Origin of the sequence: Nitrospira sp. (assembly GCA_024998565.1) — a bacterium.
Classification (GTDB): domain Bacteria; phylum Nitrospirota; class Nitrospiria; order Nitrospirales; family Nitrospiraceae; genus Nitrospira_A.
Window position 1 is genome coordinate 225,617 of sequence record JACOEM010000002.1, and the last position, 20,711, is coordinate 246,327.

Annotated in this window: 16 protein-coding genes; all 16 read left to right on the top strand. The window is 60.4% G+C overall.

The genetic code is table 11. The features are described from left to right. The first annotated feature begins 151 nt into the window (after positions 1 to 151). Positions 152 to 1,231: a glycosyltransferase family 4 protein gene (locus tag H8K11_04765; protein MCS6263048.1), complete on the top strand. Its 1,080-nt coding sequence runs from the start codon at positions 152 to 154 to the stop codon at positions 1,229 to 1,231. Positions 1,232 to 1,356: 125 nt separating this feature from the next. Beyond that, complete coding sequence (gene lhgO, locus H8K11_04770; GenBank protein ID MCS6263049.1) at positions 1,357 to 2,559, top strand: L-2-hydroxyglutarate oxidase; 1,203 nt, start codon at positions 1,357 to 1,359, stop codon at positions 2,557 to 2,559. Between the two features lie 356 nt (positions 2,560 to 2,915). Continuing rightward, positions 2,916 to 3,650 (top strand): NTP transferase domain-containing protein, encoded by a 735-nt coding sequence (locus tag H8K11_04775; GenBank protein MCS6263050.1) that lies wholly within the window; start codon positions 2,916 to 2,918, stop codon positions 3,648 to 3,650. After that, positions 3,651 to 4,679, top strand: coding sequence for a dTDP-glucose 4,6-dehydratase (rfbB, locus tag H8K11_04780; protein MCS6263051.1), 1,029 nt, complete (start codon positions 3,651 to 3,653; stop codon positions 4,677 to 4,679). It begins immediately after the preceding gene. Next, positions 4,667 to 5,518: a dTDP-4-dehydrorhamnose reductase gene (rfbD, locus tag H8K11_04785; protein ID MCS6263052.1), complete on the top strand. Its 852-nt coding sequence runs from the start codon at positions 4,667 to 4,669 to the stop codon at positions 5,516 to 5,518. Before rfbB ends, rfbD begins: the two co-directional genes overlap by 13 nt. A 456-nt stretch (positions 5,519 to 5,974) precedes the next feature. Further along, entirely contained in the window at positions 5,975 to 7,213 is a 1,239-nt protein-coding gene (locus H8K11_04790) for an O-antigen ligase family protein (protein MCS6263053.1), read from the top strand. Between the two features lie 165 nt (positions 7,214 to 7,378). Next, a complete protein-coding gene (gene gmd / locus H8K11_04795; protein MCS6263054.1) occupies positions 7,379 to 8,386 on the top strand; it encodes a GDP-mannose 4,6-dehydratase in 1,008 nt (335 codons plus the stop codon). A gap of 3 nt (positions 8,387 to 8,389) precedes the next feature. Then, complete coding sequence (locus H8K11_04800; GenBank protein MCS6263055.1) at positions 8,390 to 9,337, top strand: GDP-L-fucose synthase; 948 nt, start codon at positions 8,390 to 8,392, stop codon at positions 9,335 to 9,337. Positions 9,338 to 9,495: 158 nt separating this feature from the next. Further along, on the top strand, positions 9,496 to 11,394 hold the full coding sequence (gene asnB / locus H8K11_04805; GenBank protein ID MCS6263056.1) for an asparagine synthase (glutamine-hydrolyzing): 1,899 nt from the start codon (positions 9,496 to 9,498) through the stop codon (positions 11,392 to 11,394). Between the two features lie 409 nt (positions 11,395 to 11,803). Further along, on the top strand, positions 11,804 to 13,915 hold the full coding sequence (locus tag H8K11_04810) for an alginate lyase family protein (GenBank protein ID MCS6263057.1): 2,112 nt from the start codon (positions 11,804 to 11,806) through the stop codon (positions 13,913 to 13,915). A gap of 27 nt (positions 13,916 to 13,942) precedes the next feature. Further along, positions 13,943 to 14,485 carry an adenylyl-sulfate kinase gene (cysC, locus tag H8K11_04815; GenBank protein ID MCS6263058.1) on the top strand — a complete coding sequence of 181 codons (543 nt, stop codon included), beginning with the start codon at positions 13,943 to 13,945 and terminating at the stop codon, positions 14,483 to 14,485. A gap of 44 nt (positions 14,486 to 14,529) precedes the next feature. Then, positions 14,530 to 15,951 carry an oligosaccharide flippase family protein gene (locus tag H8K11_04820; GenBank protein ID MCS6263059.1) on the top strand — a complete coding sequence of 474 codons (1,422 nt, stop codon included), beginning with the start codon at positions 14,530 to 14,532 and terminating at the stop codon, positions 15,949 to 15,951. 188 nt (positions 15,952 to 16,139) lie between these two features. After that, a complete protein-coding gene (locus H8K11_04825) occupies positions 16,140 to 17,381 on the top strand; it encodes a class I SAM-dependent methyltransferase (protein MCS6263060.1) in 1,242 nt (413 codons plus the stop codon). 21 nt (positions 17,382 to 17,402) lie between these two features. After that, complete coding sequence (locus H8K11_04830) at positions 17,403 to 18,518, top strand: Gfo/Idh/MocA family oxidoreductase (protein MCS6263061.1); 1,116 nt, start codon at positions 17,403 to 17,405, stop codon at positions 18,516 to 18,518. Beyond that, positions 18,515 to 19,855 (top strand): glycosyltransferase, encoded by a 1,341-nt coding sequence (locus tag H8K11_04835; protein MCS6263062.1) that lies wholly within the window; start codon positions 18,515 to 18,517, stop codon positions 19,853 to 19,855. The genes H8K11_04830 and H8K11_04835 overlap by 4 nt, the downstream gene beginning before the upstream one ends. 64 nt (positions 19,856 to 19,919) lie before the next feature. Beyond that, positions 19,920 to 20,702: a class I SAM-dependent methyltransferase gene (locus tag H8K11_04840; protein ID MCS6263063.1), complete on the top strand. Its 783-nt coding sequence runs from the start codon at positions 19,920 to 19,922 to the stop codon at positions 20,700 to 20,702. Positions 20,703 to 20,711 lie beyond the last annotated feature (9 nt).

Here is a 20,711-nt window from a genome sequence, read left to right on the forward strand (position 1 = left end):
GACTTGCCGGGTAGGCTGTGATTCCATGCGCGCCGATTGCGTGCGGGGGCTTGTTCGTGATGCCGATGCATCCGATCGTTCGTGTGCTGGCCCCTGTGCGTGATCGCGAGCCGGTCCTGTCCTCCATCATAGGTCTATTCCGCGCAATATTGTGAAGATCGTCATTGCCGCATGGCATCTCAAGAATCTCAACGTCGGGATCGGGCGATATGCCCGGGAACTGATTGAGGCCCTGGGGCGCGTCGATCAGACGAATCACTACGAGATTCTGATCCCTCACGCGGAACATCCGTTCACCGCGCGTCCGAATATGCGATATCGCGTGATCCGGTTCCCGCTGTTCCGTCGCCGTTTCTGGGAGCAGGTGGCTCCGCTCCTGGTCGGCCCGTACGATGTGCTCCACTTCCCGTACGATTCCTGCGTGGCCTGGAAACGCGGAAAGTTCGTGGCCACCATCCATGACGTCAAGCCGTTGCTGTTTCCGGTGCTGCGTGCCCGTACCAATCTCAATAGTCGCATCGAACAGTGGCTGGTCGGGGATCGCTGGAAGAAGCTCGATCACGTCATCACGATCTCCGAACATTCGCGGCGCGATCTCCTGGCGCACGTTCCGCTTCGCCCCGAGCAGGTGACCGTGACCTCTCTGGGCCTCGATGCCGAGCGGTTTCGGCCCGCCGAGCATCGGGGGGAGCGCAAGCCCTACGTGTTCTGTGTGGCCGGAGCCGACCCGACCAAGAACGTCGGCGTCCTCATCGACGCGTTCGCGACACTTCCTGAGATGCTGCGCAGCCGGTTCGATCTGCTCCTGGCGGGTGATGTCTGCAAACGCCCGGATATTCGCGCGGCCGTCGAGAGCCATGGCCTCAGCGCGCATACGACACTGGTCGGCGTGGTGTCGGACCGGGAACTTATTGACTACTATCAGCAGGCCACGCTGTTTGTGTTTCCTTCGCTGTACGAAGGTTTCGGCCTGCCGGTGTTGGAGGCGATGGGGTGCGGATGCCCGGTGATCTGTTCGAACGCCTCTTCGCTGCCTGAAGTGGCTGGTGATGCGGCGGTGCTGTTCGATCCGCGTGACGGCGGTCGATTGGCCCTTGAACTCTCCCGTGTCCTGGCGTCACCCGCGCTACGAGATGAATTGAGGGCTCGCGGAGTGGCTCGGGCGCGCGAATTCTCCTGGGATCGCACCGCGGTTGAGACGGTGGCGGTCTATCGACGTCTGGCAGGCTGAGTCAGTGACCCTCGATGGGCGAGCCGGATCGGCGGCAACACGGATGGTGCTCGACAGGTTGCAGTTCCTGTGTTGTCATGGGTCTCAGACCGGTTCTTGCCCGATGTCGAGGGGATGCACACGATATGGCGGAAGAGACGTGCGATGTTTTAATCGCCGGGGCCGGAGTGATCGGCGTGGCCATCGCGAGGGAGCTCAGGCGTCGGTATGGCGTCAAGGTGGTCGTGCTGGAGAAGGAATCCACGGCCGGCCGGCATGCGAGCGGTCGCAACAGCGGGGTGCTGCACGCGGGCGTGTATTACAAGGCGGGGACACTCAAGGCCCGGTTGTGTGTGGAGGGGAACCGGCGGTTGCGGGCCTATTGTCGGCAGCAGGCCATTCCGCTCAACGAGCATGGCAAGGTGATTGTGGCGCGGACGGAAGCGGAGTTGCCGGCCCTGCGTGAATTGTACGCACGATCCCAGGCCAATGGAGTTCGTGCGAGCCTGCTCGATCAACAGGCGCTCAAAGAGGTGGAACCTTGCGCGAAGACCATACAGCAGGCCCTGTATGTGCACGATACCGCGGTGGTCAACCCTCGGCTGGTCATGGCCGCCATGGTGGCGGATGCCGAGCGCGAGGGCGTAGCGTTTCGTTTCGGCTGCGCCTGGCAAGGGCGGGACGGCGATGGGGTAGCGCTCACCGATCGAGGCCGTGTGACCTACGGACATTTCGTGAACTGCGGCGGGCTCTTTGCCGACCGAATTGCGCATGCCCACGAAGTCGGTCTGCACTTCAAAATCTTACCGTTTCGCGGACAGTTCTATCAGCTGCGTCCCGGGTCCGCAATGCAGGTCCGTGGCAACATCTATCCGGTCCCGGACCTGCGGAACCCTTTCCTGGGCGTGCACTTTACGCGACGGCCTGAAGGCGATGTGACGATCGGACCTTCGGCCCTCCCGCTGCTGGGTCGTGAGCAGTATCGGGGCCTGGCCGGGGCCACGCTCGGCGGGACTGTCACGATGCTGGCCTATTTGATGCGACTCTTCGGTCGCAACCGTGACCATTTTCGCTCGATTGCCTGGACCGAGATGATCAAGCTGACGCGCACGGGGTTTTTTCGTGAGGCGGAAGATCTCGGACGAGGGTTTGAGAAAGCCGATTTGCTGCCGGGGCAAGCGCCCGGCATTCGGGCGCAGTTGGTCGATACGAGAACGGCGGAACTGGTCAGCGATTTTGTGATTGAGCCGGGGGCGCGCTCCACGCATGTGTTGAATGCCGTCTCGCCCGCATTTACCTCGTCACTGCCGTTTGCCGAGCACGTCGTCGACACGATGAGGCTCGCCTAGCCCGGACTCTTCATGAATGCCTGCTCAGGCGTCCGATCCTCGCGCCCGGTGAGGCCTTTCTCGTTCGGCTTCCTCCATGGACTGCGCGTGCACCTGCGTCGGCCTCACGTGCGAGAAGCCTCGGCGGGGTTCCATCTCGAACGCCTCGCGACGGCATTCATGAAGAGTCCGGGTTGGCGTTTCCCCGGCGGTATGAGCGAATTTTCTGGTCTGAACCCGTGGCGAGACGTTAAGATTCAAGTCGATGGATGATCGAGGCAGACGGTATGCGAAAGCATCTATGCCGGGTGCCGACCGCGTGATATAAGTTGACTTGTCCGTGCGCTCAAGCCGTCTTCTTGCCTTGGGGGGTGATCATGAAGGGTGTCGTACTTGCCGGAGGGCTCGGCTCGCGATTGCTGCCGCTCACGAAGGTGACGAACAAACATCTCCTGCCTGTCTATGACAAGCCGATGATTTATTATCCGATCCGGACGTTGGTCAACGCGGGCATTACGGAAGTGATGTTGGTGACGGGCGGGAACAGCGCCGGGGATTTCCTGAAGTTGTTGGGGAACGGGCGCGACTTCGGCCTCAAGCATCTCAGCTATACGTATCAGCAGGGGGAAGGCGGTATCGCCGATGCGCTACGGTTGGCGGAGCATTTTGCCGACGAAGGCCCGATCTGCGTGGTGCTGGGCGACAATTTGATCCAGGGCAATATTGCCAAGGCGGCTGAGGCGTTTCGTGCGCAAAGGAAGGGTGCGAAGATCCTCCTCAAGGAAGTGAAAGATCCGCAACGGTTCGGCGTGCCGTATCTCGAAGGGGACCGGGTGCTGAGCATCGAAGAAAAACCGGCTCATCCCCGCTCATCTTATGCGGTGACCGGGATCTACTTTTACGATGCGCGCGTGTTCGAGATCACCCGGACGTTGAAGCCTTCCGGCCGTGGTGAACTCGAAATTACGGACGTCAACAATGCGTATATCGCCTCCGGTGAATTGACCTGGAACGTCCTGGACGGCTGGTGGACGGATGCCGGCACGATCGAATCGTTGTTGGCGGCCAATCAACTCGTCGCGCAGACCGGGGCGAACAGGATGGAGTTCTAAATGCGTATTCTCGTGACGGGCGGGGCCGGCTTTATCGGGTCGCATCTGGTGCGTTGCTTGATTCAGAGCGGCCGCCATTCGGTCGTGAACCTGGATGCGCTCAAGTATTCCGGCAATCTGGAAAATCTCGCCGATCTGGCCGGCCACCCGCAGTACGCCTTTGTGCATGCCGACATCTGCGATCAGAAAGCCGTGCATGCCACACTGCAGGCATACCGCATCGAGGGCATCATCAATTGCGCGGCGGAAACCCACGTCGACCGGTCGATTCTCGATCCCGGAGCCTTTGCCCGCACGGATGTCGTGGGCACGGGTATCCTGTTGGAGGAAGCGCGTCAGGCCGGGGTGCAACGGTTTCTGCAGGTCAGCACCGATGAGGTCTATGGCAGTGTCGAACAGGGCAGTTCCACGGAGGGAGATCGTCTGGAACCGCGGAGTCCCTATTCGGCGAGCAAGGCCGGAGGGGATCTGCTGGTGCTGAGTTATTGGACTACGTACCGGTTTCCGGTCGTGGTCACGCGCGGCAGCAATACCTATGGCCCGAACCAGTATCCGGAAAAATTCATTCCGCTGTTTGCGACCAACGCGATCGACGGAGAGCCGCTCCCGTTGTACGGGGATGGGAGGCAATGCCGGGACTGGTTGTCGGTCTACGACCATGCGGCAGGGATTCAGCATGTGTTCGAACAGGGGGAGCCTGGGACCGTCTACAATGTCGGGGGCGGGAATGAGCGGGAGAATATCATGGTAGCCGAACAGATCGTGGCGACGCTGGGGAAGTCCCGCTCGCTGATTCGTTTCGTGCAGGACCGCCCGGGGCACGATCGTCGTTATTCGATCGATTGTCGCCGCCTGCGCGCCTTGGGCTGGTCGCCCCAAGTGCCGTTTGAAGACGGGCTGAGGCAGACGGTCGATTGGTATCGCACGCATGAGAGCTGGTGGCGGACGATCAAGTCCGGAGAGTTCAAGGCCTATTATCGACAGCAGTACGCGAAACGGTTGCAGCAGGGAACGGCGTGCGGATCGTAATCACCGGGGCGCAGGGACAGTTGGGCACGGATCTCCGGCAGGTGTTGCAGGAGCATCAACTGACGTTGCTCGATCTCCCGACGTTCGATCTGACGCATCCGGACTGCGGTCGCGTCGTCATCGAGGCCGCGCCTGACGTCGTGATTCATGCCGGCGCGCATACGGATGTGGACGGGGCAGAACGGAATCCGGCCCTGGCGCTGGCCGTGAATGCCGAGGGGACCGAGCGAGTGGCTCGCGCGGCCGCCCTGGTCGGCGCGAGGCTCATCTATATTTCCACCGACTATGTGTTCGACGGCCGGGGCACACGTCCCTATGTCGAGACCGATCCGACCAATCCCGTCAGCGCCTATGGCGAGTCGAAACGGGCGGGTGAGCAGCGGGCCTTGGCCTGTTGTGAGAACACCCTCGTGGTGCGTACCGCCTGGCTCTACGGCCTGTACGGCCGGAATTTCGTCAAAACCATATTGCAGCTGGCGGCCGAACGGCCTTGTTTAAAGATCGTGGCCGATCAGCGCGGTTGTCCGACATTTGCCGAAGATCTTGCGAGGATGATCGGGAAGCTCCTGGCGCATCCGGCACAGGGTGTGGTGCATGTGACGAATGCCGGGGACTGTACCTGGCATGAATTTGCCACCGAGATTGTCCGCTTGTCCGGGCGCTCGGTTCCGGTTGAGGCGATCACGACGGCCGACATGCCGAGACCGGCGAAGCGACCGGCCTATTCGGTCTTATCGGCAGAGCGGCTCCATCATCTCGGGTTCACCATGCCATCCTGGCAGGATGGATTGCAGCGATTCATGAAGGCCCTGCCGGCAGTGTCCTCAGCGGTTTCTTAGCAGGCACGCTTCGTATGCACCCTCGTAGCTGAGTGTGTCAGTAAGACACATTTCTTGTGCAACCCCCGCGATTTCTCTATACTGCGGTCCCGCAGAGCCCTCGTAGCGCTTCTCGTGACGATGCCCGGTGAACCAGGCCGGTGAGTTCGGGCCTGTGCGCGTGCCTGCTCAGTCAGATCGGTAAACGGGTGATCCACTTCACGCATGAATACCGACATGCTGATCCGAAGCCATTGGAAGCTGAGAGCGGGTGCTCTTGGGCATGAGCCGTCTGCGCGTCCGGCCTGAGAGGGTGGAGTATGGATACAGTTCGTTGTGCCTCTTTCTGTGACATGCGACTCTGATGGAATGAATGTTGTGACGTCGCCGCCAGTCGACTCCGCTCTCCGGTCAGTTCACACGGACGCGCGATCCGTTTCCGGCCATGCACTCTTCTGGGCATTCCAAGGGTATGTGATGATCGCGGTCGCCTGCTCGAGTTTTTTCCCGATGCTGTTTCGCCATCAGGAACATGCCGTCATCGTGCTGGTCGTGCTTTCGCTGGGGATGTGTGCGATCGAGCGGGTGAGTCCCTGGATCAAAAATCCGCTGGATCTTCCCCTGTGGCTCTTCATGATCTGGGTGCTCTGCACCGTGCCCTTCGCGACCGACTCCGCATACAGCTTTGCCGAATGGAAAAAGTTCGTAGCGCAGGCCGGGGTCTTCTATTGGTCTTTGCTCGTATTGGATCGCTGTCGACGGGAGAACTTGCCGCAACAGATTCTCTGGGCGCTGGCTCTCACCGGCGCGGCGCTTGCCGCCTATGCGTTGGTTGATTTCGTCGATCGGGGCGGCACGTGGAGAGATCGGTACATCCGGGCCCATGCGTTCGGGTCGGATTATAACTGGCTCAGTACCTACATGGTGATGACGATTCCCGTGGCCGGCAGCCTCGTCGTCCTGGGTCGCCTGGTCTGGTTTCGGGCGGCACAGGTCTTAGCGCTTGCGCTGATGGGGGGCGCGCAGCTGTTTTCCTATACGCGTGGCGGATGGCTTGGTCATGCAGCTCAGGGTCTCGCATTTGCAACGATGGTGGGGGGCCGGCGTCTGGTTTTATGGGTGCTGGGAATCCTCGCGGTAGCGGGCGCGGGTCTGCTGGTTGCGTCGCAGGCCGGATTTCAGCGCGATACGGTGGCCGCCAGCACAGTGGACACCCGGTTGACGGTGTGGGCCATCGGGTTGCGGCAGGTGGCGACGCATCCCGTAGTCGGAATCGGGTACGGGAATAATTCGTTTGTGAAAAAATTCCCTGAATACTCGTCGGAGGCACAGGCACAGGTGTCTGAAGGGACGCGCATTATTCCGGCCATGCACAATACCTTTCTCATGGTTGCGCTGGGGAGCGGCCTTCCCGCGCTGCTCAGCTTTGTCTGGATCTTTGTCGCTCTCCTGCGCCGGCTCATTCCGATTCCCTGGCGGGCGGCATGGAACGACAGGTGGTCGGTGCTGGCTGCGGGTATCGGGTTGGCCGTCATCGGCTTCGCCGTGCGCAATCTCTTCGACTATATGTTTATGGGCAGCCTGGCGCACATATTCTGGCTGCTGGCGGCGGTCGGCATCACCGTGACAGGGTCGGCCTGGCAAGGGGTGGGATCCGGTCGGCAGCCGGGCAGCGATCAGGATGCGGCCATTTCGCAGCAGCAGCCGTCTGCATAGGCGGCGTGTCGGCTCACGTCCATGGCGTCGGTGTGGACCTGTGCTGTAGCTTGACACCGCGTCGCAGATCGATCACAAGTGGGATCGTTGTTCTGTGTCACCGGAGGGCTGGATAGTGATGTTTCCGTTCATCAGGCTGGGAAGAGCGATCGGAGTGCCTGCTCAATGAATGCATTGATCACCGGGATTACCGGCCAGGATGGTTCGTATCTGGCCGAATTTCTTCTGGCCAAGGGATACGATGTGTATGGGATCATTCGCCGGTCCAGTTCCTTCAACACGGCGCGGATCGACGGCATTTATCAGGATCCGCATACCTCAGGGGCCAAGCTGCATCTGGTCTATGGAGACCTCAACGATGCGAGCTCATTGAATAAAATCATCCGCACTGTGCAACCCGATGAAATCTACAATCTCGGGGCGCAGAGTCATGTCAGGGTCAGTTTCGACATTCCCGAATACACTGCGGAAATCACGGGCCTGGGAACGGTTCGGCTGTTGGAAGCGATTCGTGAATCGGGGCTGCGTCCCAAGTTTTATCAGGCCTCATCGAGTGAAATGTACGGCAAGGTGCAGGAAGTGCCGCAGCGGGAAACTACGCCCTTTTACCCCCGTAGTCCCTACGGCGCGGCGAAGGTCTATGCCCACTGGATCACGGTCAATTATCGTGAGGCCTACGGCTTGTTCGCCTGCAACGGCATCCTCTTCAATCATGAATCGCCGCGCCGTGGCGAAACATTCGTGACGCGGAAGATCACGAAGGCGGCAGCGCGGATCAAACTGGGTCTGCAGCAGGACTTGTTTCTCGGCAACTTGGATGCCAAACGGGATTGGGGATATGCCGGAGACTATGTCGAAGCGATGTGGCTCATGCTACAGCAGGATGAGCCGGACGACTATGTCGTGGCGACCGGTGAAACTCATACTGTCCGCGAGTTTCTCGATGTGGCCTTCGGCCATCTGGGGTTGGACTGGCAGCGGTATGTGAAGATCGATCCGCGGTATTACCGCCCCACCGAAGTCGATCTGCTCATCGGCGATCCGGCGAAGGCGCAGAGGAAGCTCGGGTGGAAACCGACGGTCGATTTTCACCGACTGGCGATCATGATGGTGGATGCGGATATGGAAGCCGAACGGCTGAAGTTGCAGGGCACCGCATCGAAGGGGGCCTAGGTGATCGACACACACGCGCGCATTTATGTGGCCGGGCACCGGGGGATGGTGGGATCGGCGATTGTGCGGGCGCTCGAGGCCCGGGGATATGACAATCTACTTCTCAGGACCAGCAAGGAATTAGATTTACGCGATAACAGGCGCGTCGCCGAATTTTTTGCAGAGACCAAGCCCGACTACGTGTATCTTGCCGCGGCAAAGGTGGGGGGGATTCTCGCCAACAGCACATTCCCCGCCGAATTCATCTATGACAATTTGGCGATTCAGACCAATGTCATCCATCAGGCCTATGTTCACGGCGTCAGGAAATTGCTGCTGCTGGGCTCATCCTGTATCTACCCGAGAGATTCTCCTCAACCGATGAAGGAGGAGTACCTCCTGACCGGTCCGTTGGAGCCCACTAACGAGTGGTATGCCGTGGCCAAGATCGCAGGCATCAAGATGTGCCAGGCGTATCGACGGCAGTATGGGTGCGATTTCATTGCCGCCATGCCTACGAACTTGTATGGCCCGAACGATAATTTCGATCTTCAGACGGCGCACGTCCTGGCGGCATTGCTGCGGCGCTTCCATGAGGCGCGTGAGCAGGGCACCCCTCCCACCCTGTGGGGCACCGGGGCTCCGCGGCGTGAGTTTCTCCACGTGGACGACTGCGCGGATGCCTGCCTGTTCCTGATGGATCGCTATTCCGATGCGATGATCATGAATGTCGGGGCCGGGCAGGACATTGCGATCGCAGAACTGGCCGCGCTGGTCGCCGAGGTGGTGGGGTATCGAGGGGACATGCAGTGGGACCGTGCCAAGCCGGACGGCATGCCGCGGAAGTTGATGGATTCCAGCCGTATCGCCGCACTGGGATGGAAGCCGGCGACGTCATTGGCGGACGGCTTGCGCCGGACCTATCGCTGGTACCGTCAGCAGCTGGGCGAGTCTCGGGCAGGTGCGTCATGACGGGCGGCAGCATCAGCCGGTCTATCGGTGCGTAGGTCGGCAGGAGCGGTCATGCGGGCGGCCCCGTTGAGTGCCGGTGTCGGCGCCAAGATCTCCTCACGTCCGTTCTGCACCCAAGAACCGCCCGCCACAGTCGTCGATCGTAGGAACTTCTCTTCATGTGTGGTGTAGTCGGAGCGTTGGTCCTCTCCCCCGGTTCATTCCGTATTTCAGAACCCTATTTGATGCGGATGAGGGACAGTCTGGCCCATCGGGGTCCCGACGGCGCCGGACTGTGGATCGACTCGCACGGACGGATCGGTCTGGGGCATCGCCGGCTCTCGATCATCGACTTGAGCGAGGCGGCCCGTCAGCCGATGGCGAATGAAGATGAAACCCTCTGGGTGGCGTTCAACGGGGAGATTTACAACCATGTAGAGATCCGGCGTGAATTGGAGGCGCTGGGGGGGCATCGCTGGCGGACGGACCATTCGGATACCGAAGTGATTCTGCATGCGTTCGAGACGTGGGGCATCGACTGCGTAGACAAATTCCGGGGCATGTTTGCGATCGCGCTCTGGGATGTGCGGCGGCAGGAATTGTGGTTGATTCGCGACCGTATCGGCGTGAAGCCGCTGTATTACAGCCTGCACCACGGCCGGCTGGTCTTCGCCTCCGAGATCAAGGCTTTGCTGCAGGATCCGGAGCAGCCGCGGGCGCTGCACGAGGAATCGCTCTTTCACTATCTGTCATTTCTCACGACGCCGGCTCCGCAAACCCTGTTCGACGGCATTAAGAAACTTCCCGGCGGGACCTGGCTTCGCGTGCGTGCCGATGGGACGATGGAAGAACGTCGGTATTGGGATGTGTGGGATCACACGTCCCCCCTGCTGAGGGAGACGGATGGGGCCATTGCCGCTCGGGTTCTGGAGAAATTGCGGGAGTCGGTTGCGCTTCGCAAGGTGAGTGATGTGCCGGTCGGCGTGTTTCTATCCGGGGGCGTCGATTCCAGCACCAATGCGGCCCTGTTCTCGCAAGGAGACACGCAACGCGTCAGGACATTTACGATCGGTTATGACGGTGATTATCCGAGCTATCGCAATGAACTGAGTCACGCCCGGTTCATGGCGGAGCAGGTCGGTGCGGACCATCACGAACGGTTGCTGTCCCTCGATGATCTCATTGCGTTCTTGCCGCGCATGGTCGCACTGCAGGATGAGCCGATTGCCGATCCCGTCTGTGTCCCGGTTTTTTATGTGTCTGAACTGGCCCGCCGGCATGGCGTGATCGTCTGTCAGGTCGGGGAGGGCGCCGATGAGCTATTCTGGGGCTATCCCTCCTGGAAAACATCCAAGATGCTCGAGGAATGGAACCATTGGCCGGTGCCGGCGGTGCTCAAACGTCTCGGCCTTCACGGATTGCAATGGTGCGGGTATGGTGAGAGCATTCACTACGAACGGCTGCGACGCGGGATCCTCCATCAACCCGTGTTCTGGGGCGGCGCCGAAGCGTTTCCGGAGGCCTTGAAGCAACGTCTGCTCTCGCCGCGCTTGCAGCGACGATTTCGACACCTGACGTCCTGGGAAGCCATCCGGCCGATCCATGAACGGTTCCGCGCCAAGGCCTGGGAGCAGGGCCCGCTGCAATGGATGAGCTATCTCGATCTCAATTTCAGACTACCCGAGTTATTGCTGATGCGCGTCGACAAGATGAGTATGGGGGCGAGTCTGGAAGCGCGGGTGCCGTTTCTCGATCATGAGTTCGTGGAATTGGCCATGAGTGTTCCCGAGGCGGTCAAGACCAGAGGGGGCGTCGTCAAGACGCTGCTCAAACAGGCGGTGCGCGGGGTGATTCCGGACGCGATCATCGATCGGCCGAAGCAGGGGTTTGGCGTGCCGGTGCAGGAATGGATGCAGGGCCGCCTGGGTACGTTGATGCAGGACACACTCGCCGATTTTTGCGACCGCACCGATATCCTGGACAAGGCCGCGGTGCTGGATCTGGTTTGCCGGCAGCGCGATCCTCGCAGCTGGTATCTCTTTAATCTGGCGCTGTGGTGGAAGGCGTATCTTGCCTAATGCGCTCAAATTAGCAGGATGCGGAAAAAGTCCGCCAGCGGCGTTCTCGCAAGACACCGCCGCCTCACGTCTCGGCGGCGTTCACAAACGTGACGCGCGTTATTCCGCGCGTCGTGAACCTCAGAGGCTCACCGTACGGCCACGGGACAAGAGCCTGTCTTGGCAAGCTCGGGGTGGGCGGGTATGAGTGTGCGATTCGCCTCTTCGCTTGCCGCGGCCTTGCCGGACGGCCTTTTTGCGCATCCTGCGGGTTATTGTTCTGCCTCCACGGCGCATGAGTTGATCGTAGCCTATGGCGCAACCATCGAGTGTGTCCGCAGCTTGCCAGAAGTCGGGTGGCGTACCAGCCAGTCGGGTTCCTTCCGCCGTCTCCTCCTCCCTGCCGAGAGCATCGTTTGGAGTGACTCCCATGGGTAGCGAGGCGCCGCTCGATTTTGCGGCCCGTCTCCGGTCGAAAGTGCACCATATCGGACTGCTTGCAACGGTGCGCATGGGCATCTGCAAGGCCCTTCGCCCTTTGCGCGTCAGACGACAGCGCGCGCACGTTTCGCGTCAGCCCTACCGGGTCTCGCGAGGGGAACTGGCAGCCGCATTCGGCGTCACTCCCGGAGACCTCTCCGCTGTGGTGGGGCGAATACGTGGCTCCCTGACGCAGCGTCTCCCGGTTTCACCGGAGAGTGTGGCGGCGATTCGCGCGCTCTATGAACAGCAGGCACCGGGTGTGCTGGAGGCAACTGTCGAATCGGCCGACCGGATATGCGGGCATGTGTTCGACCTCCTGGGTTCCGGCCCCGTGTCATTGGGAACGACGATCGACTGGCATCGGGATTTCAAGTCCGGTTACCGCTGGAATCCCGATCAGTGCTTTCTCGACGTGGCCCATGGCCATGAAGTCGGCGTCGATATCAAGGTGCCATGGGAATTGTCACGTGCTCACCACCTTGTGCTGCTGGCGCAGACCGCCCTCCTGAGCGGAGATCAAAAGTACGCAAGGGAATGTTTGGCCCAAATGACCAGCTGGATCGACGCGAATCCGACCGCGCATGGGGTCAACTGGGCCTGTCCCATGGACGTCGCGATCCGCGCCGTCAACTGGTTGTGGTCGCTCGTCTTGTTGGCGGAGTCGCCGCTCATGACAGAGGCGTGGCTGACGGAGGTCCTCGCGTCGCTGGTGGCGCACGGCCGGTTCCTCATGGGCAATCTCGAAGTCCGCGACGACGGCGTGACGACCAATCACTACCTGGCTGATCTTGTGGGATTACTCTATCTCGGACTTTGCTTGAAGGAAGTCCGCGACGCAGAGGAATGGAAGACGTTTGCGGTTCGGGAATTGGTGCGTGAGATGGATCGGCAGGTGCTCGCCGACGGCGCGCACTATGAGTCGAGTCTGTCCTATCACCGCTTGGTGACGGAAATGTTTCTGTCGTCGGCCGTGTTGTGCCGTTGCCATGGGGTGGAGTTGCCGCCGACCTTTCATGATCGGTTGGAGAAGATGTGTGAGTTTGTCCGGGGCTATACCAAGCCCAATGGTCTGGCACCGCAGATCGGAGACGCCGATAACGGTCGCCTGCATATTCTGACCGGGTACGGGCAGGCCGATGTCCGGGATCACCGCCACCTGCTCGCCGTCGGCGCGGTGTTGTTCGATCGTCCGGACTGGTGGGTCGCGGCCGGCCCCTCGTGGGTCGAAGGGTTGTGGTTCGGTGGTCTCCGCTGTGCCGCGTGGGGGAGGGCGCAGGGCTCGGCGCAGAGCGAGAGCCGAGCCTTTCCGGAGGCAGGGCTCTATATACTGCGCGGGCGAGCCGACTATGCCTTGCTCAATTGCAATCCGCCTGGATCGAGGGGCGTTGGAACGCACAAGCACAATGACCTGCTCGCAGTGGAGATGCACCTTGGGGGGGAAGATATTCTTGTGGATTCGGGTTGTTTTCTCTATACTTCCGACCCGCAATCCTATAATCGATTTCGCAGCACCCTCTACCACTCAACCGTTAGGGTGGATCAGGAGGAGCAGAACCGTCTCATTCCCGGGAAGTTCTTTTGTTTGCACCCGGATAGCCGGCTGCATCGTATTCAATGGGACATCGGTGGACCGGTGGAACAGGCCGCGGCGGACCACGATGGATATGAACGGTTCTCCCACCCGGTGAGGCACCGGCGTGAGTTGCGAGCCGACTGGCTGAACGGGTCGTGGCGCGTCACGGATCATCTGTTCAGTCCCGTGAGCGATTCTCACCCGCATCGTCTTGAATGGACGTTGACCTTTGCGCCTCATTGTTCATTGCAGCCTGCGGAAAACGGATGGTCGGTGGTGACCCCCAGGCAGCGGTTCTGGCTGGACGGTCCGCGGTTGTCCGCGAATGGAACGCCTGTGGCCATCGCCCCACGCCTCGACGAGGGGAATGTGGCGGAGCAATACGGCAGGGCGCGGCGGACTCTTTTTCTTCGCTGGAGTTGGGAGGGCTCGCTTCCGGTTGAAGGAGTGTTCACGATCGCCTCCCTGGAGTCACGTCCGACATGAAGTTGCATTTGGAGGGTGGGATCTAAGTTGAAGAAGGCGTTGACCATCTGGCTGACGGGGTTGCCCTGTGCGGGTAAGACGACCCTGGCCAATATGCTCTTTCGAAGCCTGTTGGCGCAGGGCCTGAGCAATGTGGAAGTGTTGGATGGCGATGTCGTCCGCACCCATCTTTCCAAAGGGCTTGGATTCTCCCGCGCCGATCGGGATACGAACATCCTGCGGATCGGGTGGGTTTGCCAGGTGTTGACCAAGCACGGGGTCTGCAGCATCGTAGCCGCAGTGTCACCCTTTCGAGCCGTCCGGAATGAAGTGCGCGCGATGATTGAAAAGGTAGGAGGGCCGGGATCGTTTATCGAGGTGTGGGTGCGCTGCGGGGTTGAGGAATGCATCCGGCGTGACGTCAAAGGCATGTACGCGAAGGCGTTGCGGGGCGAAATTCAGCAGTTCACCGGCGTGTCCGATCCCTATGAAGAGCCGCTCCAGGCCGACATCGTCGTGGATACAAGTCGTGAATCTCCGTCTGTATCGGTCGGACGTATCCTGGAGGTCGTCAACCGTGGCAATCTCTGACCGTGGCGGTCCTCGTCGACTCCGCCTCAAAGGGTCCGCCGGTGGTGGATAGGAGCTTCCTGTGGTTTCTGCTCCCGACGCTGCTCCAAACCGTGATAGGGGTCGGCGTCATGGTTCCGATCACGACGTATTACCTCGACCCGGCTGATCTTGGCACCGTCGCCATTCTCACCGCCCTTGCCATGCTGGTGACGCCGCTTGCCTCGACCGGTGACAACTGGGTGCTCTCGACCCATTGGCACGCGACGCCGGAGTCCGGCCGAAAAGAACTGCTGTTCAACCTGCTGTTGGCCAATCTGGGGATGAAAACCGTGTGGGTGGTGGTGTTCTGGCTGCTCTCTCCGCTGGTGTTGCCGCAGTTGATTCGAGACTATCGCCCCGAGTATCAGCAGTATTTCGGGTTGATGCTGCTGGGGTTGCTGGCCGGGACCTTGTGGGGGACGCTCAGTCCGCTGATGGTGATCGAACGGGCGCCTGTCAGCCATGCGATGAATGAATCGTTGCAGTGGGCGGCAGGGGCGACCACGACGTTAGTAGGCCTCTCGGTGATGAAGATCGGAGTCCTGGCCATGTTTCTCGCACCTATTGCTGCGGGCCTTGCCTCCGTCCTGCACGGGTGTCGTTATGCAGCGCGCCGGGTCTCTCTGCGGCCCAGCCTGCATTGGAGCAAACAGATTGTGCAAAGCGGCCTACCGGCGATTCCGTTCAGTCTGATGGACGTGGTGGCCAACAGCATGGATCGCTTTGTTATTCAACGATGGCTGGATCTCTCGACGTTGGGCATCTATGCCCATTCACAAAGTTATCGCGGGATGTTCGTCACGGTGACAAAAGCCTATTCACGGACCATGACGCCCACGTTCCTGGAGTTATTTGCGGGAAATCCTCGCCAGTCGCAGCGACAAGTTGAAGAGACTGTGTCGCTGTGGTACCTCTGTGTGGCGGCAGGCGGCATGCTGGTCACGCTGTTTTCTGCCGAGGTGATCCATCTCCTGACGCATGGGAAATTCGATCGGGCGGCGGAACTCGTGCCGATCTGGTTCCTGCTCATGTGTGTGCACAGCATGGCGATACCTTACACCCAATATCTGTTGACGGTCCGCCAGAGTGTCCTCCTCTCCTGGTCCTCCGTGCTGATGGGCCTGGGAACGATGGGGCTCGTCGTGGCTGCCACCTGGCTGTTCGGTGTCATCGGGGCGACGAGCGCAGCGGTCTTTGGCGCCTTGGCGCTGCATGGGATGCGGTTTTTCCTGGCGCGCCGGTTCGGGTGTCCCTATGGGCTTGAGACGGGCGCGCTCTGGAGTATGGGCGCCGTGCTTGCCGTGTATGTGGTGACTTATCGGGTGGGGCTGCCGGTTTCGGCAAAAATGATGATGGCAGCGGCTGTCATGACGGTGCTGTGGATCAAGACGGCGCCCCTCTGGTCGTGGCAGGCCGTGGCGCGACTCTGGTCGGCGCCGAAATGAGTCGCATGGAACGCCGGTGTGTCGCCGGCCTTGGTGCAACCCGGCCGCGATAGCGGCCGCAGCGATGCATGCGAGACAACCTTTGAAAGGAGACGGCAATGGCAGGTGAGAGGTCAACTGGTTCTTCGCAGCAGGACGGCGGCACGGCGCGCACGTCCGCTCAGCTCGTCAGTGACGAGCCGGCAGGAATGGTCAGCGGCCATTTCACCCATTGCCAGAATTGCGGGCATCAGCCGCTCCTCTCGATCATGGATTTCGGCCACCATCCACCCTGCGATTCATTGGTGCGTCCGGCGCAATTGACTCAGCCCGAGCCGTTTTATCCGTTGCATCTCCTGCGTTGCGAACGATGCGGGCTGGTTCAGATCGACTATGCGGTCGATCCTGCGGAGTTGTTCTACGAGGGGTATCCCTACATGACCGGAATTACCGGCGCGCTCAAAAGTAATTTTGATGCGATGGCCGGGAAGGTCATCGAGACCTTGGGCCTGCAGCCCGGCAGTCTGGTCATCGACATCGGGTCGAACGACGGCACGATTTTGGAGGGGTTCAAGGCGAGAGGGATGCGCGTGTTGGGCGTGGAGCCGACGGGCATCGCGAAGATTGCCAATTCGAAAGGGATTCCGACTCGGCAGGCGTTTTTCAGCGAAGACGTCGCGCGGGATATTTTACAGAAGGAAGGGCCGGCATCGCTGATTACGGCCGCCAACGTCTTTGCGCATGTGGCCAACCTCGGTCCCTGCCTCCGGGGTATTCATGCGTTGCTGGGGGATCGGGGCACGTTCATTTCCGAGTCGCACTATCTGCTTGATCTGATCGACACGTTGCAATATGACACGATCTACCACGAGCACCTGCGCTTCTATTCGATCAAGCCGATGCAGGATATGATGAAACGGTTCGGCTTCAGCGTGGTCGATGCCGAGCGTATTCCGAATCATGGCGGATCCATTCGGGTCTATGCCGTGAAAGGGACCGAGAAAAATCCCAGCGGCCGGCTGCAAGAGCTGGTGAAGCAGGAGGAGGCCTATGGTCTCTACGAGACTGCCTTGTACACCACCTTCGCTCAACGGGTCAGGCAATCCAAATGGAAACTCATGCACCTGTTGTCGGATTTGAAGATGAAGGGGCATCGGATTGCCGGTATCGGATCTCCAGGCCGGTCGAGCACGGTGATGAACTATTGCGGTATCGGTCCGGACTATCTGGATTACACGGCCGAGCAGGCGACATCACTCAAGGTGGGATTGTTTACGCCGGGCACGCACGTGCCGGTGGTGGATGAGAAGCGTCTCTTTGAAGATCAACCGGAGTACGCGCTGGTATTGGCGTGGCATCTGGGCGAGACGATCCCTCGTAAATTGCGCAGCAAGGGATTGCGGTCGAAGTTTATCATGCCGTTGCCCGATCCCGTCATTCTCGACTGGTAGCGCCGGGGCCCGGAGCGTCGCATGGCGAAACTCAGCGTTGGGATCATCGGGACCGGGTTCGGCGCGAAGGTCCATGGGCCTGCATTTCAAACCATTCCAGCCGTCGAGGTGATGGCGATTGCCGGGCAGGATCGTCAGAAAGCGGTGCTGGCGGGGCAGGCATTGGGCATTCCAACCGTCCATGATTCGTGGCAGCGGCTGATCGACGATGAGAAGGTTGAGGCGGTCGTCGTCGCCGTTCCACCGTCGGCTCATTTCGATGTGGTGACGGCGGCGTTGCGGGCAGGCAAACATGTGTTGTGCGAAAAGCCGTTCGGCGTCGATGCCGGCCAGGCCGCGCGGATGTGGGAGATGGCTCGCGCGAGCGACAGGGTCTGCATGGTCGACTATATGTTTCGGACGGCGCCGGAGCGGGTTCGACTGAAGGAGTTGCTCGATGGCCACGAGATCGGGCGGATCATCAGAGTGACCGTCGAATGGACGGTCCGGGGGCGCGCCGCCGGAAACAGTGCCTGGTCGTGGCAGTTTGATCCGTCTTACGGAGGGGGCGTGTTGTTTGCGTTTGGAGCGCATGTCGTCGATTACCTTCAATGGTTGGTCGGCCCCGTCCGGAGCGTGGCCGCCCGTCTGAGCACCAGGGGGGGACCAGCGCAATCCGTTCCCAGGGATCGTCCCGTCGCGGCGGATACGTTGGACGCGATGCTGCTGCTGGAAGGCGACATTCCCGTATCGATCACGGTGTCGAATGCGACACCCGGAGGCCGCGGACACTGGCTCACGATTTACGGGGAGCGCGGGGCGTTGATCGTTGGAAATGCCAACCTGGCCGACACCGTCATCGGCACCAGGCTGTATCGGTCGGATATGGCGACCGGGGCATTGCGGGAGATCCCGGTCGCGTCGATTACCGGTGAAGGAGTGACCGACGGACGGACCCTGCTGGTCGGTCGCGTTGCCGAGCGTTTCGCTGGTGCCATTCGGTCCGGAATCTCAGCGGCCCCCTCATTTGAAGACGGCTGGCGTGGGCAGCTTGCCATGGACGCCATACGGCTGGCCCACGACCAGCAACGCTGGACGCCGGTACGGTTTCCGACCGGGCAGGATCAGTTCCCGAGCCCCGGCCGGCGCATTCAATGAAGATTTTTGTCCTGTTGTCCAATGCGCCTCATTCCGGCGGTGAAGCGATCGAGGTCGTGGGGCATGAAGTGGTGGCGAAGGCACAGCAACTCGGACATTCGGTATGTCTCCAAGTGATCTTCCGGGACCCTCGCGGAAGCAAGGCCGCGCAGCAAGCCGAACAGACGCTTCGCGAGGTGAAGGTTCCCGGCGTTGTGGTCTGCCCCATGCTGTATGTCGAGGATGTGGCGGATGTGTCCTCTAAACGGGGGCTGGTGTCGCGGCTTGGACGGTTGTTCACCTCGTTGACCTTGCGCCGCCTGTTTCCCGCCTCCGGTCTCGGGAGCATGGTGGAACGACGGGTGCGTGAGTCCGGTGCGGATGCCATTCTGAGTATTTGGAGTTGGGAGGCGTTGGCTGCGACCTATCACATTTCAGGCGTTCCGAAGTTCGTGTATTACGGAAACCCGGACCATTTACCGATGCAGGCGCGACTCCGACATCCCGACTTGTTCGGGCTCCCGACGGCTTCGATGGGGGATCGTCTGTGGTTGTGGTTCGAGGGGGTGCGGAATGAACGGCGAAAGCAGCTCAATATCAGCATGATGAATGCCTGCGAGGTTACAGCCAACAATTCAGTATTGGATGCGGAGTTTTATCGGGCTCACGGGCATCCGCATTCGATCTATTTGCAAAACATGTGGCCGGTCGTCGAACCGGCGTCGAGGCCTGCGTTGAAGCCTGATTCGCAGCCGCGCCCGATCAAAATCATCGGTAGTGTCGGCAATCTCGGCGCGACCGGCAATACCTTCGCCCTGACGTACCTGGGGCGGGAACTCTTGCCCCGACTTGCGGCCCGATTCAAAGATCGCCCGTTTGAAATCCATTTGCTGGGGAAAGGCACTCCGTCGGCTGCCTCGGCCGCCGCGCTCAACGATCCCCGGGTCAAGATTCGCGGGTGGGTGGAGGACATCAATGAGGAGTTCCGATCGTCGTCCGCTTTCCTGGTGCTCACGAATGTGAACGCCGACTTTCTGGTGGGCAATACCAGAATTCTGCTCGCCTGGGCCCTCGGCACCTGTGTCGTCATGCATGAGAACAGCAGCCTGGCGATGCCTGAAATCGAGCACGGGGCCAATGCTTTGTTGGGGAAGACGCCCGACGAACTGGCGGAGTTGATTGTCTCGGCAGTGGACGATGAGGCGCTTCGAAGACGAATCGGGCAGGGGGGGCAGCGAACGTTCGAGACCTATTATCGATCGGATGTGGTCGTTCCGAAAATGTTTGATCTTGTACAGGACATGGTGGACCGATCCCGTTCGGCCTCTGCCGTGGCTAGAGGGAATGCCGCTCACTGACGGGCGTATGCGCACTTGGAGAACCAGCAACGACTCGCCGCGCGAGTTAGATTAAGAGGGGACCGTGAAGAACGCGATTGCTTCTCGAATCGGAGAAGGCCTTGTTACCTTGTTACCGGAGTTCCTATGTACGGCGTTTGCCAAGCAATTAGCGGAGCGAAATCCGCAACTGTTGCTGGAGGCCCTCGGTCCGAAGCTGAACCGGACCCCATCCCTGGATACGATGCCGTTCGACTTGTCTCCCTCCGCTCCGTTGCAATTCGAAGACCTCTCCGGCCTGTTCGCCAGCACCTCGCTCGATCATGGGGTGATCGCGATGACCGTCCGGCAGACCGCGTACCTGTTCGGGTTGGTCCGTCGCTTGAAACCGCACAAGGTCATTGAAATCGGGCGATATAAGGGAGGCTCCACCCTGACGATTGCCGCAGCCATGAACGGACAGGGCGAGTTCTGGTCGATTGATCTCGGCGAAAAGGAAGCGCGTTTGCACCAGCGGGGTACTAACCGAACGTTCGACGATGAGATTCGCGATATCTGCGCGAGATTTGGTTTGTCCGTCACGTTGCTGGTCGGCGATTCACGGACGATCGAAGTCGAGACCGGCGAAGTCGACCTCGTGTTCATCGACGGCGACCACAGTTACGAGGGTGTGAAGAATGATTTCGAACGTTTCGGCCGGCGCGTGAAAGTCGGCGGCGCGGTCCTCTTCGATGATGCCTGCGATGAAGCTGTTTTTCACACGCATTCGGAATCGGTCGGAAAGTTGCTGGACGAAATCGTGGCGCAACAATCGTTCCGCCTCGTCAAGTCGGTCAACCGGTTGGCTCACATCGAGCGCGTCCGGTAGGAGGGCATC